Origin of the sequence: Trichocoleus sp. ST-U2, assembly GCF_039961875.1 — a bacterium.
Taxonomy (GTDB): domain Bacteria; phylum Cyanobacteriota; class Cyanobacteriia; order Cyanobacteriales; family FACHB-T130; genus FACHB-T130.
Window position 1 is genome coordinate 1 of sequence record NZ_JAMPJY010000029.1, and the last position, 17,281, is coordinate 17,281.

Genomic DNA, 17,281 nt, shown 5'->3' on the forward strand with positions numbered 1-17,281 from the left:
TTGGCTGAGCGCTATCGGAATCGACGGCGGCACTTTACGCGCCGAGTGCATCTACTCGCAGGCATCATCAACTTTGAGCTAGCTCTGGTTAGCTGATTCGTGCAAGAGGTCTATTGTGTTTGAGGAGACTGGGAAGAAGTGCGATCGCTTGGCGCTGGTTCTTGTCCTTGTTGCAACACTGCACCGGGATCGCCCCCCAAGAGAGCAACAATCACTGCCAAAAGGATTGTCCCAATCCCGCCCCCTACCACAGGCCCAGAAACCCCACCCCCGCGTCTGTCCTCAACGTTGCTGCTTTTACGACCGAATTCCCAGCGCATAGCTTCAAGTCTCCAAACTACTCAACCCAGCAGAAGTAAGTAAAGTGCTATTTCACCTAACCCAGACTTTCCACAACCCACTACAAATATTAGCGATCGCCTTCATCTAGATCCTCTGCCAGAGGGACGGCGCTGATTTATAGACGATCCTTCTTAGGGAAGGCTATCTCAGGGTCAAACAGTAGAAGAATGGCACAAGAAAAGCCCCTACGCAAAAAATCGGAGGTTGATTAACCTCCGATCCTTAGTTAACCCGACCCTTTCTACCACTACTCATGTAGAGATTCAGACTGCTCAAAACCAGTGCTTAGGATACGTCCTGTCTTGAGCAAGATTGTTAAAAACTACTGCACAGAGTACCAAAATAATAGAACCTTCAAGTGCCGGGGTTAGCAGAAACTGCCACTGTGCCTTCGTCATCATTACGACTAATGCAACAGCTCCCGAAGGTGGATGCAATGTCCCTGTGAACTGCATCATGCCAATAGCAGTTGCCACAGCCATTCCCATCGCCCAGGGTTCCGCACCAAAAAGATGCAAAATCGTCAAGCTAACTAGAGCCGCGATAAAATTACCGCCGATTACATTACGCGGTTGTGCTAAGGGACTATCAGGTACACCAAAAATCAAGACGCTGGTAGCACCAAAGGGAGCCATTAGTAGAGGAGCGTCAGTTTTCACCGATAAATAAGCTGTGGCTGCAATGCCGATGAAACTACCCAGCGAACTCCACAGAATATGCCTATGATCGGGTCTCTCTAAAGGAACTGCACGTTTACTACCGCGTATTTTTAAGCAGTAATTGTCTACTCTCAAACGAATACTTTTGTAATTTAATTGAGGCAGAATGGTGCGATAATTTCGCCCTTTAGGCAGATAACTTCTCATCGTTTTTTTACTTTTATCAGATAGTAAAATCGGAAAAATTGGTCATAAAAAATCGTTCTGCTCAGCTTGCAAATCTTTATAGGGATTTGCAAGCTATGACCAGATAAATATCTAAATTCTGCAATTCAACCGTATTGCTATAGCAAACTTAAATGCTGTTATTCAATCTAGGGAAAGAAGGTATAGATGCCATGATTCGCTTTCATACAAGCAGAAGGATGACAAAAAACCTCATCTAACATGAAAAATATTCTCCTGCGTTAACAATTGTCATGAAATCTTAACATTAGGTTAACCTTATCTTTTCCTCGTTCAAAATGGAACCTCTAATTCATAAGAATAAGCAATTTAAGTAATCAGTTTTATTGATACGTTGACAGCAAAAAACGATCGCTTGCGTGAATGAAGCAAGCGATCGCTCGGATAGATGAATTTTTACTGCATAGAGGAGAAGCGCGCGTTCGCCCTTGGCGCAAGCGAAGCTATCGCTTTGTTAAAGATCCCCAAGTTATCTGATCGCAAAGCGGGAAGCCGGGAAGTTGAAGAGATTTTGAAAATTAGATTGCCGTTCCGCTCTGGGTTCTGGTGCATCGTCCCAAAGGCTTTCATAATAGAAGAAAGTTACACCCAAGCCGCGATCGCGAGCTGCCCGTACTTTAGATTGAATCAGTCGCATCGAAACAGGCTTATTTCTCAAGCCTGTGAGAACACCAACTCCAGTTGGAATTTTTTGTTGCACTTCTTGAATTTCCGGGCGGGTCAGCTGGTCGAGAAAACTTTGCAGATTGGGACGATAAACTTGCACAATTAACTCGTCCACAATATCTTTTCGCACCCAATTCAACCAATCTTGCAGATAAGTATTGTAAGCAGTGACGTAGGGATTAGGAGCAACGGAGAAAATTGCGTTGGGTTTTCTCTCTTTTACAGCTTTATTGAGTTGTGTCATGAATGCCGTAATTTTATCTGCACGCCAGCGCACCCATGCAGGATCTTTGGGATTGGAAGGCGCATCTTTCTTGGTTTCCTGTTTGTACAAGGCAAGCGTGTAGCGATCGTAGCCAAATTCATTGGGCAAACTGGTGTGATCGTCAAACTGAATACCATCGGCATCATATTTAGTGACGACTTCCAGCACCAGATCGGTGATAAATTGCTGCACCTCTGGATGGAAGGGATTAAGCCACACAACCTCACCCGCAGCGCCAATCCAAGTTTGGCTACCATCCCGCCGTTGCGTAATCCAATTCGGATGATTTGATGTCAATTCCGATAGGGGGGGAGCCATGAAACCGAACTCAAACCAGGGAATCACTAGCAAGCCTTGGCGATGGCCTTGGGCAATCAGGTCAGCGATGATATCTTGTCCCTGTAGACCTTTGCTGACAGAAGATTGAATGCCTTCCCGTTGTGCTATGGCACTTTCGTAAAGCGTATAGCCAGAATTCCACACTACAGGATAGATCGTGTTGAAGTTTAGCTGCGCCAGTTGACTGACAGCATTTTGCAGCTTGGGGCGATCTCTGAGAATTTTATTGTCATTGTTGGTCATCCAAACCCCGCGAATTTCTTGAAAACGTTTCTGAGGGGTCGCTTCGGGTATTGGGCTTTGCTCGATCGCTTCTAGTGGCATTGGGCTTTGCGCGATCGCAGAGATGGGGTTGCCAGCCAGCAATACTGTGATGAATGATGCCAGAAACAGTAACAAGAGATACTTGAGCGATCGCCACCAACCTCTAGGAATGAAATGTAATTTCATAAGTTTGAATGATAAGTTAGCTATCCGATCGCTTAGCCTGGTGATGGAATGAACGATTAATAGTTTACAGGTATTTATATCTACTAAAAAGTTGATTCTTAACAGGAATCATTCAATCAGTAATTTTGAATTGTTGTATTAGAAAAACTGAGGCATCAGGGTATTGTAAGTAGAATCACGGGCTGCCTTGATTGATACCCAGCATTCGCTATCGTAAGGTCGCCAAAACGATGTTTTTGGTTGCAGATGAATAGTTTGCCCAGATTGTGATGCACAAAGCGAAGTTCTCTCGCTTGCAGATGTCACCGACTGGCAACTGCACGGCATCCACAGAGAGCAAGGTGCTATCTCACCTAACCCAGACTTTCCAAAATCCATCCAAGATTATTAGCGATCGCCTTCATCTAAATCCTTTCCCAGAGGCAGTTGGAGCTATCGTTTTTGTTCCAACTCGCTCCGTAAGTGCGATCGCGCCTGCTATTCACCTCACCCTTGTCTCACACGATCCCGCTAGAAAGGCGAGTGAGGGTTTATGTGCGGTCGCCCCGCTCAGTAAATACATTAAAGTGCGCTTGCCTAAACTACGAGTTTTTACTGAGACTTCACATAAACTTTAAATTTTCCTATCAAAGTCCTAAATATTAACACGCATAAAAGCCTTGTGGAGCTTGCCATTGGGCTAAATAATTCGCGTGTGTATAGTCAAAACCTATATGCAAGTATGTAATTTTTCGGTAAAGATGCGCGAAAAACATTGCAGCTGTTAGGGAAAGTACGCCATAGTTTACTCAACAAGCAATCAAGCAAAAACTCAATATTCAAGAGCAAGTTAAAGCTCTACTTAAATAACTTTCATCGGCTATAGATAGATATGAAAATTCAGGCGATCGCCCTTACCCTTCAACAACTTTTTGGAGGTAAGGAAAGAGTTCGCATGGCTTGCTGCAAGCGGAATGAAGCGATCGCCCCAGTAAATTTCACATCAATATCTACACTATCAACTTCAATTTTTTGAAGTAACGAATTTTATGAATACCTCAACTTTGCTGAATAAATTATCGATAACTACCGTCGGAGCCGCACTTATTGTGGGAATAGGGGGAACGGCACAGGCTGCGACTTTTTTTGAATCCGGCGATGCAGGTCAGACTTTAAATACTGCCCAAAATGTTGGCGAGGGCATTAATGTCATCCAAGGAACTATCTCTCCATCCAATGATGCCGACCTTTTCTCTTTCTCTTGGAGCGGCGGGTTATTCAACGCTACAACAGTTGGTGGTGCAATCTTCGATACCATACTGCAACTGTTTGATTCGTCAGGCACACTACTCGCTCAGAACGACGATACTTTTTTTGCGCCGATTTATCCGTCATTTTTATTCCAGTCCACTCTCAACGAGGTTCTGGATGCTGGTAACTACTTCTTAGGAATATCATCCTTTTCCAACTTTGCCAGCTCTGGCCCTACTTATAACAATAATGGGGAAAGCAGTGGCAGTTACTCTATCAGTCTAAACCAGCCAACTAGCTCTGTCCCTGAACCTGGTTCTGTCTTGGGTCTATTAGTGCTTAGTGGATTAGGCGCTGGTTCTGTACTGAATCGCAAACACCAACAGAAAGCTACAGTCAAAGGATAGAATAACAATCTCTACTGATTACAAACCTATTTTTTTCACTGCTTTGTCTTCCATGATGAAGGTACGGCAGTTTTTTACTTTGACTTTACACAAAGCGCGATCGCTAACTTCCCAACACCTATCTGCAATTGCCGAATTGCTCAAAGATGCTCGAAACGAAGTTCCATTGGGTGCAAATGCAAATCATTTTTAACCCAACAGCATCCATAAAGGCGATCGCGTAAAATGAAGGCACTTGAATTCGCCTGTGAAGACATCAGTCGTAATACCTTCACGAGTGCTACTATCTCGTTAATTGATAACTGTATCTTCTGCGTGCAAGCAGTGGTTTTTCCGCTTGGACTTCTGTAGAAAGACCGCGCAGAATGTACCAAATGCAAACAAACTTATTGTAGCTGTCGGTTCTGGTACAGACGTAATCGATGTAATTCCAATTGGACGCTGAAGATTACTGTTAGTTGAGACAAAGACTGCACCTTGATTACCTGCCGAAGGTTGAGCATTCCCTGTTACGCTGTCATATCGTAGAATCGCTCCATAATCGTTTTTGGTAAAGTCAAAACCAACAGTAAAGAGGGTATTTCCAATGAAAGTCAGATTGCCAATAAAGTTATTGCTAAAACCTCCAGGGATTGAAGTATAGTCAGTTGGAATGGTCGCTTTTAATGCTCCTGAATTAATGTCATAAGCCCGAAGTCCATTTGCAAAGTCAGTTGCGAACAAATCTCCCTTGGGGCTAAGTGCTAAACCCAGAAAACTGACGAAGTTAAAACTGTTGGGAAGTGGAGTAGCTGAATCTACTAGAACAGTAGACTGTTTGGTTTTAATTTCATAACTCAATATTTGGCTGGGAAGTCCCTTGCTAAAGTCAGGAACAAACTCTCCAGGTGAAATGATGCCATCTGTGTTAGCATCACCAGGAATGGCAACGCTACCCTGAGTAGAAACGAGCAACTTACCATCAGGTGTAAACAACAAATCATTTGGGCCGTTTAAACCACCAGGTAATCCATTTCCTGAAGCAAATACATCTACAAATGTGCCTGTCGTAGCGTTATAGCGCAGGATTGTATCTGTAAGAAAGCTACTCACATAAAGATAACCATCAGGTCCAAATACTATCCCATAGGGACGAGTTAGATTTCCCCCTGAAGCAAATACATCGATAAATGCACCTGTCTTGCCGTTGTAGCGCAATATCTGTCCTGTAGAACTACTACCACTGCTGATATAGAGATTTCCATCAGGACCAAATACTAAATCATCTGGGTTAGATAAGCCACCACTACCAGGGGCAATAAAATCACCCAAAAACTTTCCTGTCTTATCGTCATAACGCACTACATTGTTGGTTTTAGTATTACCAATTAATAAGGCAGCATCTGCTCCAGAAGCTCCAAGGTCTAAAATGGCAGCGGTACTTAAAGTGATTAAAGCTGACAGGTTCAGTAGCTTGATGAATGGTTTAAATGTAAAAGTTTTAATTTTCATAAGGCTCCTCCCATAGATTTAGACTTGTATCTGTTAGACGAAAAATACCCCAAATTTGTCAGTGAAAGCGTAGCTTTACGCAAGATTTACCGTATTTTTGTGTAAGCTTCACTGAAAAAAGTTATTAATTAAACTTGGGATACTGGCGTAAGGTGGAGGAACACCCTTCAGTTCAGCAAACGGATTTTGGAGTGAGTAGGGATGAAGTGAAACTGAAATCAACGATCTATCAGAAAGCTAGGGAGTGCTTAATGTTACCGCAAAACGCACTGGCGAGCGGCTGATGGTGAAGAGAAATTTGATTCGGTGACACTTGCGATCGCATCCGGTACATGAATGTGTTTTCACAGGTCGTGTAGTCTGTCAATTTGCTTCTAGATAACTCTCCTTGCGATCGCTCTTAAATACTATTTACAACCTGACGCTCCTATATTTTGGGATATTTACTCTTAATCAGGTATTTATGTTAAGTTTATTCGCTAAATCTTACATTTTCTTACGCTTTCGTAGGTTTAATCCTAAAGATTGATGCTAGTCAGAAGGTAGGATCAAACAATGTTCTCATGGTGAGAAATAAATTTACATCTTTCTGATAACCCGGTTTATCCCATTTCTCACATTAAACACAGACTAGCTATCGAAGCTGAACCAGGAGAACAATCCGATCGTTGTCTCCGGAGTTCACAAAAGTAGAAATTGCCGTAGTACATAAGCGATCGCGCAACGTACTGGAGGTAATCGCCAAGCGATAGAAAGCTACCACGATAGGTTGCTGGCTATCGCTTGGCAGGCTTTGCGTTTCAAAGTTTGTATGGATAAGCAAATCGAAATCAATTTAGCTTTGCATTTGCGTTTGACTTAGGGATTAACAAATGACTATTCACAACAAACCTGTTATGCCTAAAGCCAGCACATCCTATGTGCTGATGCTGGCGCTGGTAGCTGCGATTGGCGGCTTTTTGTTTGGTTTTGATACTGCCGTAATTAATGGCGCAGTAGCCGCTTTGGGAAGAGAGTTTCAAGTGGGTAGTGTGGCAACGGGATTCGCCGTTTCCTCCGCACTACTGGGTTCAGCAGTGGGAGCCTTCTTTGCCGGACAGCTCGCCGATCGCTATGGGCGGGTAAAGACGATGATCGTCGCGGCTATTATGTTTTTGATCAGCGCCGTAGGTTCCGGTATTGCCTTTACTATTTGGGATTTCATGGTTTGGCGATTGGTGGGCGGGGTAGCAGTTGGTGCTGCGAGCGTTATCGCCCCCGCCTACATTGCCGAAGTTTCCCCTGCACACCTGCGCGGACGACTCGGTTCTCTCCAGCAACTTGCGATCGTTACCGGGATATTCATTGCCTTGCTGTGCGACTACTTCATCGCTGTTGCTGCTGGTTCCGCCGAAGCGCCCTTCTGGTTTGGAGTCCCGGCTTGGCGTTGGATGTTCTGGACTGAGATCCCAGCTGCCATTGCCTATGCAGTAGGCGCACTGCGGATTCCAGAATCACCCCGCTACTTGGTCGCTCAAGGACGGGAAGCAGAAGCAGCTTCGGTTTTGGCAAAGGTTTTGGGTGGAGATGTTGAGGCGAAAGTACAGGAGATTCGGCAGACGGTATTGCGGGAACGCAAACCTCAACTGTCCGATCTCATGGGTAGGCATGGCTTACTCACGATAGTCTGGGTTGGTATTGGGTTATCTGTTCTGCAACAGTTGGTAGGGATTAACGTGATTTTCTACTACAGCAGCGTGCTGTGGCAGGCGGTAGGCTTTTCCGAGAAGGATTCGCTGTGGATTACCGTGATTACCAGTATCACCAATATTGTGACAACGCTAGTCGCGATCGCTTTCGTGGACAAGTTTGGACGCAAACCTCTGCTGATCCTGGGTTCTCTGGGCATGACGCTGACTCTGGGAACGCTGGCGGCAACCTTTGGCAGTGCGCCCCTAGATGCCGCCGGGAACCCCTCCCTAACCGGAAACTCTGGCATCATTGCCTTGCTAGCTGCTAACCTCTACGTCTTCTGCTTCGGCTTCTCTTGGGGACCCGTCGTTTGGGTGATGCTAGGGGAGATGTTTAACAATCGGATTCGCGGGGCGGCACTATCCGTCGCTGCTGCGGCTCAGTGGATTGCCAACTTTGCGGTGTCCACGACCTTTCCCCCTCTCAAGGATGTGGGTTTAGGCTTTGCCTATGGCTTGTATGCGACTGCTGCGGCGATTTCCTTGTTCTTCGTGCTGCTGCTGATAAAAGAAACCAAGGGTAAAGAACTAGAGGAAATGGTGTAGTATCGACTTTCACCGCAGGTTCTTTGGTTATCGGCGGTAATTGAGCAGAGTGCGATCGCGCTAAGTTTTAACCAGCATCCTTGCACCACCCTATTGAGTAGAATTTGCACCCAGTTGAAGTGCATAGAGATTGGCATAGACACCTTGTTGAGCGATGAGTTCTGCGTGAGTACCTCGTTCCACAATTTGTCCTTGCTGAATCACTAACACTTGATCGGCTTGCGTTACTGTACTGAGGCGGTGGGCAATCACAAAGCTTGTGCGACTTTGGAGTAGACGCGCGATCGCATCCTGCACCAGCGCTTCTGTGCGAGTATCAATACTACTGGTCGCTTCATCCAGAATCAAAATTCGGGGGTTGATTAATACAGCACGCGCAATACTTACCAGCTGTCGCTGTCCTTGGCTCAGAGGCGCACCCCGTTCTCCCAATTGAGTCGCGTATCCTTGCGGCAAGGAAATGATAAATTCATGCACATTAGCTAATTGCGCCGCTGCTTCAATATCAGCTTGCGTGGCGTGAGGACAGCCGAAAGCAATATTTTCCGCAACTGTACCGCTGAACAAAATATTGTCTTGCAAAACAATGCCAATTTGACGACGCAAACTCGCCTGCGTCACGCTCCGCACATCAATCCCATCAATTTTAACTGCGCCCCCAGACACATCGTAGAAGCGCAGAATTAAGTTAATAATCGTACTTTTACCCGCTCCGGTTGGTCCAACTAATGCAATCATCTGTCCCGGTTGAGCGTGCAGATTCACCCCTTTGAGTACGAGTTGAGTAGGGGTATAGCCAAATGTCACCGCTTCAAACCGCACCTCGCCCTGAATAGGCGGCATCTCAGTCGCATTAGGGGCATCGTTCAATTGCGAAGGTTCATCTAATAGCAGAAAAATCCGCTCCAAACCTGCCATCGCCGATTGAGCTTGGGTGTAAAACTGGCTGAGAATTTGGATAGGGCGAAAGAACTGCTGAACGTAGAGTAAAAAGGAAGTCACCACCCCCACAGTTGCGGCTCCTGTTACCGCCAGATAGCCTCCATACGCCAGCACTGCGGCGGTAGCTAATGTATTGAGAAAATCAATCGACGGCAAAAATGCAGCCGTAATTGCCACTGCTTCAACGTTGGCATCGCGATTGGCTGCGTTGACAACATCAAACTCTTCAATATTGAGTTGGATGCGATTAAATGCTTGTGCTTCCCGGACACTGCTGATACCTTCTTCTAGCTTGGCGGAAAGATCGCCGATTGTCTGCCGCGTGACGCGAAATCTCGCTCTTGCCCAGCGGGAAAACAAGCCAGTCGTGAAAATCATCAATGGCACCGCTAAATTGCTCAGCAAACCAAGTTTCAGATCGATTGAGAGCATGGCAATAATAATGCCAATTAAGCTGAACGTGTTGCCCAACATTTGGGCAATCGTCTGTCCAAATGCTTGATTCACTGTATTCACATCATTCAGCAAGCGGCTCATCAAATCACCCGCTTCGCTGCGATCGAAAAAGCTGATTGGAAGGCTTTGGATTTTAATAAAAATATCTTGCCGCAGTTGAGCCAGTACGCGCTGCACGATCGAACCCACGCGCATAATCTGTCCTCGAATTGCCCAAACACCGAGGATGTAGATCAGTCCCAGTACCCCCAACATCAATAACAATCCCCGCAGATTTCCCCGCGTAATCAGATTGTCAATAGACCAACCAATCAAGAAGGGGCCAATGGATTGCGTTGCCGCCCCAATCGCCACTAAGGTTAAGGCAATGGGAATTTCTTTCCGATAGGGTCGGAGATATCGTAAAAAGCGCCGCAGGGTTGAGAGTTGGTGAGTTGCTTTTTGCTCGGATGCGACAACGGGACCTGGGACTCTCATGCTTTTTTCCCAACTTATTTTTTCACTTCGCTATCGTATCGTCTGGAAGGACTCTCTCAAACCTACATCCGTCATAGCTCACTGTTTGTTATGGCATAATTTGACATTATGTAGGCTGTGAGGCTTGGAGGAATTCTTATGACCTGGTGGCTATAGTACAGTCAGCGAGTATTTTTGCAAGTTAATCCGTCAGGATCGAGCACGAAAAGCGAAGGAACGGCTGGAATCAGTTCGACTGGAAGGGTTAGAGTTCGCTCCGGCAACACCAATGACAGACCAATACTGGGAGAATGTGCCTCAAGCAATACGCGATCGCATTTCTCAGCGAAATTAAGAGCTTACAGATAGTTGAAGTCACAAATGCAATATTGACGAAGGATTTGTGAGATCAAAGCACCCTTTTAGCTTATCGTATGACAGACCTTGCTTCAAAGGACAGCCCTGACTTACTTTCTGTAGCTCAAACAGCTTTGCTGCTATGCGTAACTCGTCAGCGAGTTCACGACCTGATTAAGAATGGTCAGATTGTAGCTCACAAACTTGGGCGTTACTACTACATAGAAGCTGCTGAAGTAGGGAGATATAAGAATCAACCTATGGGGAAACCCTATCAGCCACGGAGTACAACTTCTGAACCAAACTCTATTGACAAAGGACAATAGAGTTTGTAGGCTCAAGCTATACTAATGTACTAAAGGTTAGATAAATGCTTCCTTTTCAACTGATTGCAACTGATGTTGCAATTCAACAAGAATTACAACAGGTTTACATTAGTGAGCATGGCATCTTCTATCAAGGAGACTGCCTTAAACTTCTGTCAGCATTGCCTAATGAGTCTGTAAATCTTGTATTTGCCGATCCACCCTTTAATCTTGGAAAAGAATACGGTGAAGGAGTAAGCGATCGGATGGAGTTAGACAAATATCTAGCCTGGTCGCAACAGTGGCTGGGGGAGAGCATTCGAGTACTTAAACCTGGTGGAAGTTTATTTGTATTCAACCTACCTAAATGGTGCATAGAGTATGGTGCATACCTCAATCAGAAAGGAATGTGGTTTCGGCATTGGATTGCTTGCAGAATGCCGAAAGCTTTTCCCCGTGGTAAAAAGATGTCTCCCGCTCACTACGGATTACTCTATTACACTAAAGGAGAACCAGCAGTCTTCAACAAAGTTTACACACCCATTCAAGTTTGTCGGCATTGTGGCGGAGAAATTCGTGACTATGGCGGACATCGAAAAAAGCTCAATGAAAAAGGCATCAACTTAATGGATGTCTGGGATATGCCAGAGGATGTTTGGGAGGATGCCCCTGAAGCTGATTCTAGTGAAGTTTTATGGACATTAACCGAGGAAATGTGGACTGATATTCCACCAGTTCGGCATCGTCGGCATAAAAAACGAATCCCCAACGAACTGGCTCCCATTATGTTAGAACGGATTATTGCAATGGCATCTAATCCCGGTGAGATTGTGGTTGATCCATTTGGAGGTTCTGGTACTACATTTTACGCAGCAGAAAAACTACACCGTTACTGGATTGGTTCAGAAATTGGGGATACAGAGCCAGCAGTAGAACGATTGACTGATTTGGTTAATGGAATTATAGAGGAATGGGAATCAGCAAGGGGAAGCAAGAAATTGAAGCAACGCAAAACTATTGCATCACAACTGCCAATTCCTTACTCTACATAGCTTCCGTGCAGAACGATTCAGACTAATGCACGACCATCTGTTCCTTTGGTAATCGTTGGTACGTTGTTATCTACTCGATCGTGTTCAATTACAAAGATTGCCAGAAAACCTTCTTCTATCCTGACTGCCCGCCAAACATCAAAGTATGGCTCCAACTCTTCATAGTTGCCAATCCGATCGGTTAGGTAAGGATAGAGTTTTCTACTTGGGAGTACCAAAACAGTTCCTAGAAAAACACCACGTAGCAATCCAAGAACCATTTTATTGACTGCTCGATGGCTTGAGGAGATATTACCCGTTTCCCACTCAAGAGCAAAAAGGTGGTTGTCAATGACTTTTGTGGCATCTACCTTTCCTGGCGAGCGGGTTGCATAGTTAATTGAAGTTTCTAGCCTCCATCCGTATCTGTCCCTCAACGCGATCGTGCAAGCTTGTTTAATTGGCTTAACGCCATTACCGTGCTTAGTTGGATTGATTGTAAAGCTTGATGTACCAGGAGGATGAACGATTAGAGAGACAGCATCACGAATTTCAGCGCGAATAATAGACCAATCGCTTGATTCTTCAAAACTGCCAACGCTGATTAAGGAAACCTCTTGAACAATCTTCATCCTGACTACTCATATAACTTTGTTACGCAAGAGTAGTACAGTTCTGCCTATTTGGTCGGAGAATTAAGCTGAGTTCCTGCATTGTCCCACAGACAACCCGAACAAGGTGACATTCAAATTATCTTGAGACTAAATTGCTCCACTTTCAGTCTTTCGCTTCACCTGGGACTCCAAAATTGCCCCATAAAGGGGACTATTTTGCATTAACTCTTCATGGGTTCCTTGCGCTACCAATCGTCCTTTATCCATCAACAAAATCCGATCGGCATTCCGCACGGTACTAATGCGTTGAGCGATCGCAAAGGTCGTGCAAGCTTTTTGGCGCATCAGGCGATCGAGTTCCTCCTGAATCTGGGCAGCGGTTCTGGCATCTACGGCAGAAGTGCTGTCATCGAGGATGAGAATGCTGTAATCTGTCAGCAATGTGCGAGCGATCGCGATCCGTTGCTTTTGTCCGCCCGATAAGCCTACACCGCGTTCTCCAACAATCGTTTCGTAACCATCGGGCAAGCTAGTAATAAAGTCGTGCATTTGCGTGGCTTTTGCGACTTCAATGACTTGCTCCAAGTCTGCATCAGGCTTAGCATAAGCAATATTCTCGCGGATGGTGCCAGAGAACAGTGTGGTTTCCTGAAATACGATGCCAATATGCGATCGCAAGCTTGTTAGGGTGAAGTCCCGCACATCTCGTCCATCGATGCGAACTGACCCCGCCGTAACATCATAGAAGCGCGGAATCAGGTTGATAATGGTGCTTTTCCCGGAACCAGTCATCCCCAGAATGGCGATGAGTTCTTTCGGTTTAGTTTCAAAGGAAACGCCTTTCAGGGCTTCTGTAGTAGCTCCTGGATAGCGGAACGAGACGTTTTCAAATGTAATTCGACCGCCGCAAGTTTCAAAGGGGACAGCACCAGGGCGATTGCGAATTTCAATCTCTGCATCCACTACTTCATAGACTCGTTCGGCAGATGCTGCCGCTTGCGCGATCGCGGGAGCCGCAAATCCTATTAATAAAACGGGTTGAAGAATCAACAGCAAGTAAGAGTTAAACGCTACCAATTCTCCAATTGAAAACCGATTTTCAATGACCTCTGCACCGCCATAACCGATGACAACGACTGTCACCAAGTTACTGAGCAAAAAGATGAACGGAAAAGTATCGCGGATGGCGCGAATGGTCTTCATGTTGGTCACAATCAACGCATCATTCAGCGTCGTGTAACGCTTTGCTTCTGCTGATTCTCGGACAAACGCTTTTACCACTCGCACGCCCAGCAGATTCTCTTGCAATACAGTATTTAGATTGCCGAGTTGCTCCTGAACTTGCCCAAACAACCGGCTATTTTTGGTAAGAAACTGCGCTAACAACCACCCTGAGATGGGTACGACTGTTAGGGTAATCAGCGCCAGTTGCCAGTTCATTAACAGCAAGATTGTGGCAATGCTGACAAGTGTTATGACTGCACCGATCACTTGCATCAGGCTCGTACTCAGGAACGTGCGGATTTGCTCAATATCGCTAGTGACGCGAGTTAGCAGTTGAGAAGTCTGGGATTGGTCGTGATAGCTGAAACTGAGGTTTTGAATCTTGCTGAAAATCTTGTTTCGCAGATCGTAGGCCACCCCTTGAGATGCGGTTTCTGCCCAAAAGCTTTGTCCAAAGTTAAACAAACCGCGCGCGATCGCCGCAACGACCATCCATCCAGCGCTGTAGAACACAATTTGGAGGTTTCGCTGGGCAATCCCTCCATCGATTCCCCAGCGAAACAGTTGGGGAGTGACGGCATAAGCAGCCGTTAAGAGCAAGGAACTGAGCAACGCCCCTATCGAGATCCAACGGTAGACGCTTAAACTTCCCAGCACGCGCTGAAGCGGCTGCATCGATGACTTGTTTTGGAGTTCTGATTGCTGAACCAATAGAATTTACCCTTCTGTATTTAGAAAAGTCTCTCCTGACTAAGATTAACTAAGATTCGATAGAAAAAAGCTGCAATCCTCAAGGACAAGCTGCTTTGCATAACCGTCGCCTCACGCCTCACTACAAGTCGCGATCGCATCATGCACTAAGCCGTAACACTAAGCCGTAAGCCGTCACAATAGAATTCTGGGGCGATCGCATTCCCCGTCCTAAAAGCGCAGACTAACCGAAGAGCAAGGATTTTATAACCTGCGTAGCTAGGTTTTGTTAGTGTGCTTGCGATCGCTGTGCGGTTTCAGCCACCAGGTTGCAAGATGTGAGGAAACCCACCCACGCCAATACCTCATCTACCCACCTGATCGAAGTCACCGGAGATCTATAGCAATTCTCGTTTGGGTGCCATACATCTATAGCGGCATAGCAATTAAAAAGCCTCTATCGAACGTTAGAACCGCCATTTACTCCACCTAACTGAAAAATGCTGTATATGCGATCGCAATCTTTCCCGGTCGTCCCACGCTCAAAGCATTACACTGAGTAACTTAAACTCTGGCGATCGCTTTCACTTTCCCTAATTTCTCGGAGATAAAAGCTTTATTTATTCTTAATTTTTTTATAAATCAGTGATTATACGGTGAACATTTATGATTTCAAAAATGTACTGTGTAATGAGATGTATCGAAAATCTAAAATTTGGTTTCGGTAAATACCATATTTAAGGTTATAAATGTAACCTTGCATCGGTTGATTTGAAAGGGAAGTAGTCCTCTATATCTCCAAAATGCCAGATATGGTTCTGCCATATTACTTGGTAAGTAATTTGCCAACTTTTAACCCTTGAGCAGCATCTATGAAACTCAATTGCAAGCTTGCCCTCTACTCCTTTCTAGCTCGGTTCGGACTGCTTAAGAAAAGCTATACCGCCAAAATTATGTTGGTGGCATTTTTAGGCACTCACGTACCACTTTTAACCTTATTGATAACTTTCGTTATTTCAAACTCTTATTCCTGGGAAATGACAGTGCGAGTGCTGGTGATTGCTCTGTTGGCTACCTTAGTGGGTACAGCAGCTACTCTGTATGCACTACGCCACCTCCTTGCCCCAGTCATTTTGACATCTGCTGCATTACAAGACTATTTGAATACCAAAAAGTTACCCGAACTGCCTACAGAATTTGCCGATGAAGCAGGCACATTAATGGCAGATACCTCACAAACTCTTCATAAGTTAGATGAATTAATTCACTACATCAGCAACTACGATGGACTGACTGGATTACCTAATCGGGATTTATTCTGCGATCGCTTGCATCAGATAGTATCCCAATCAGAAAACAACCAGCGGCTGATAGCGGTGCTTTTGTTGAGTATCGACGATTTCACTGACATGAGTCATACATTGGATCGGGAAACCTTAAATTTGCTGTTAAGAGCAGTTGCCCAGCGTTTGACAACCTGTATGGGTCAAACAGAGATTCTGGCTCATGTGAGTGGAGATGAATTTGCGATCGCGCTAACGGAAATTCCCTGCTTTGAGAGCGCGATCAAGCTATCTCAGTTGCTAGTAAGTACGCTGGCGAAACCCTTCTTTTTAGAGGGAAACTCGATTCGGATTACCGCCAGTATTGGTATCGCTATTAATGACCTAGAAAATCGCAATGGTGTGGATAAACTGTTGCAACAGGCTCGTCTGGCTCTATATCAGGCAAAACAACAAGGACGTAGCCAATATCAGTTCTATTCGCCAGAAGTGAATGCTCAGTTGCAGGAACGACTGGTATTAGAAAATGAATTACATGGAGCGGTTGAGCGCAACGAAATGGTGGTTTATTACCAACCCTTGATTGATTTGCATACCAGAAAAATCACGGCAATGGAAGCCCTGGTTCGCTGGCAGCACCCGACGCTAGGGTTGGTTTCTCCAGCTAAGTTTATTCCCATTGCAGAAGCAAATGGTTCGATCGTGCAAATTGGGGAATGGGTTTTGCGAACTGCTTGCGCCCAAACTCGTGCTTGGCAGCTTGCCGGATTCCCTCCAATTCGGATATCGGTAAATCTGTCAGCTCGACAGTTTGAACAACCAAATCTAGTCGAAGTCGTCAACCAAACCCTTGAGGAAACCGGGTTAAAAGCATCTTACCTAGAACTGGAAGTGACTGAAAGCCTCCTCATGGGAGACGTTCAGCGATCTGTTAACACTTTAGAGCAATTACGAAACCTGGGTATCTTGCTGGCTTTGGATGATTTTGGCACCGGCTATTCCTCTCTGAACTACTTGAAGCGCTTTCCCGTTACCATGCTCAAGATCGATCGGTCATTTGTGCAGGATGTGACATCTAATCCTGATAGCGCCGCCGTAACCGATGCCATCATTGCCCTCGCAAAGAGCCTGCGGTTGAACATTACAGCAGAAGGCATAGAAACCAAAGAACAGCTTGACTACCTGCAAAGACGGGGGTGTGAAGAAGGTCAGGGGTTCTATTTTAGCCGTCCTGTCCCCGCTGATGCGATCGCCCAAATGCTCCAAGAAAGTTTTCAGCAAGCCGTAGCCTAGAGAAAATCTGGCTAGCTGTTAGACTGCCTCCTTTAATCTCTAGAGATCGCACTTGTTTCGTATTGGGTGAGTGCGATCGCTTTTGGCGTGCAACCACATTCACAACAGCTCCTAGTCTTCCACGCCTTCTTCTGGCGCAGAGCGATCGGGAGCCTTCGGTTTGGCTCTGATGAATTCCTATGCAAATAAACAAGACTTTTGGTTGTATTGCAGAAGCTGCTCCATCTTTCTGATGGAATCTTTGTGCGCCTGCGGCTTT

13 protein-coding genes and 1 pseudogene are annotated in these 17,281 nt (G+C 45.5%); 6 read left to right on the top strand and 8 right to left on the bottom strand.

The genetic code is table 11. The features are described 5' to 3' along the window. Positions 1-134 precede the first annotated feature (134 nt). The 3 genes and pseudogenes from NC996_RS18370 to NC996_RS18380 form a co-directional block, all read right to left on the bottom strand. A pseudogene (locus NC996_RS18370) lies at positions 135-320 on the bottom strand (neutral zinc metallopeptidase); the annotation flags it as partial. 294 nt (positions 321-614) lie between these two features. Then, positions 615-1,208, bottom strand: coding sequence for an HPP family protein (locus NC996_RS18375; protein ID WP_190683862.1), 594 nt, complete (start codon positions 1,206-1,208; stop codon positions 615-617). Positions 1,209-1,716: 508 nt separating this feature from the next. Beyond that, positions 1,717-2,967: a glycoside hydrolase family 10 protein gene (locus NC996_RS18380; protein WP_190683865.1), complete on the bottom strand. Its 1,251-nt coding sequence runs from the start codon at positions 2,965-2,967 to the stop codon at positions 1,717-1,719. A gap of 269 nt (positions 2,968-3,236) precedes the next feature. On the opposite strand from NC996_RS18380, the gene NC996_RS18385 reads away from it, so the two are divergent. After that, entirely contained in the window at positions 3,237-3,584 is a 348-nt protein-coding gene (locus NC996_RS18385) for a hypothetical protein (protein WP_190683868.1), read from the top strand. A gap of 411 nt (positions 3,585-3,995) precedes the next feature. Further along, positions 3,996-4,604: a DVUA0089 family protein gene (locus NC996_RS18390; RefSeq protein WP_190683986.1), complete on the top strand. Its 609-nt coding sequence runs from the start codon at positions 3,996-3,998 to the stop codon at positions 4,602-4,604. 291 nt (positions 4,605-4,895) lie between these two features. Here NC996_RS18390 and NC996_RS18395 read toward each other — a convergent pair whose 3' ends face one another. Both NC996_RS18395 and NC996_RS18400 read right to left on the bottom strand, forming a co-directional pair. Further along, entirely contained in the window at positions 4,896-6,095 is a 1,200-nt protein-coding gene (locus NC996_RS18395) for a PEP-CTERM sorting domain-containing protein (protein WP_190683871.1), read from the bottom strand. 634 nt (positions 6,096-6,729) lie between these two features. Then, on the bottom strand, positions 6,730-6,858 hold the full coding sequence (locus NC996_RS18400; protein WP_277881936.1) for a hypothetical protein: 129 nt from the start codon (positions 6,856-6,858) through the stop codon (positions 6,730-6,732). A 109-nt stretch (positions 6,859-6,967) separates the two neighbouring features. Between NC996_RS18400 and NC996_RS18405 the strand changes: the two genes are divergently transcribed. After that, complete coding sequence (locus NC996_RS18405) at positions 6,968-8,371, top strand: sugar porter family MFS transporter (RefSeq protein ID WP_190412424.1); 1,404 nt, start codon at positions 6,968-6,970, stop codon at positions 8,369-8,371. 90 nt (positions 8,372-8,461) lie between these two features. On the opposite strand, the gene NC996_RS18410 is transcribed toward NC996_RS18405, so the two are convergent. After that, complete coding sequence (locus NC996_RS18410; RefSeq protein WP_190432910.1) at positions 8,462-10,246, bottom strand: ABC transporter ATP-binding protein; 1,785 nt, start codon at positions 10,244-10,246, stop codon at positions 8,462-8,464. Positions 10,247-10,659: 413 nt separating this feature from the next. Here NC996_RS18410 and NC996_RS18415 point away from each other — a divergent pair, with 413 nt between their 5' ends. Together NC996_RS18415 and NC996_RS18420 are read left to right on the top strand one after the other, a co-directional pair. Then, a complete protein-coding gene (locus NC996_RS18415) occupies positions 10,660-10,908 on the top strand; it encodes a helix-turn-helix domain-containing protein (protein ID WP_190683876.1) in 249 nt (82 codons plus the stop codon). A 44-nt stretch (positions 10,909-10,952) separates the two neighbouring features. After that, positions 10,953-11,939 (top strand): site-specific DNA-methyltransferase, encoded by a 987-nt coding sequence (locus NC996_RS18420; RefSeq protein ID WP_190683880.1) that lies wholly within the window; start codon positions 10,953-10,955, stop codon positions 11,937-11,939. A gap of 17 nt (positions 11,940-11,956) precedes the next feature. On the opposite strand, the gene NC996_RS18425 is transcribed toward NC996_RS18420, so the two are convergent. Both NC996_RS18425 and NC996_RS18430 read right to left on the bottom strand, forming a co-directional pair. Beyond that, positions 11,957-12,550, bottom strand: coding sequence for a restriction endonuclease (locus NC996_RS18425; RefSeq protein ID WP_190524801.1), 594 nt, complete (start codon positions 12,548-12,550; stop codon positions 11,957-11,959). 129 nt (positions 12,551-12,679) lie between these two features. Beyond that, a complete protein-coding gene (locus NC996_RS18430; protein WP_190683989.1) occupies positions 12,680-14,431 on the bottom strand; it encodes an ABC transporter transmembrane domain-containing protein in 1,752 nt (583 codons plus the stop codon). Positions 14,432-15,318: 887 nt separating this feature from the next. Between NC996_RS18430 and NC996_RS18435 the strand changes: the two genes are divergently transcribed. Further along, a complete protein-coding gene (locus NC996_RS18435) occupies positions 15,319-17,022 on the top strand; it encodes a bifunctional diguanylate cyclase/phosphodiesterase (RefSeq protein ID WP_190683882.1) in 1,704 nt (567 codons plus the stop codon). Positions 17,023-17,281 lie beyond the last annotated feature (259 nt).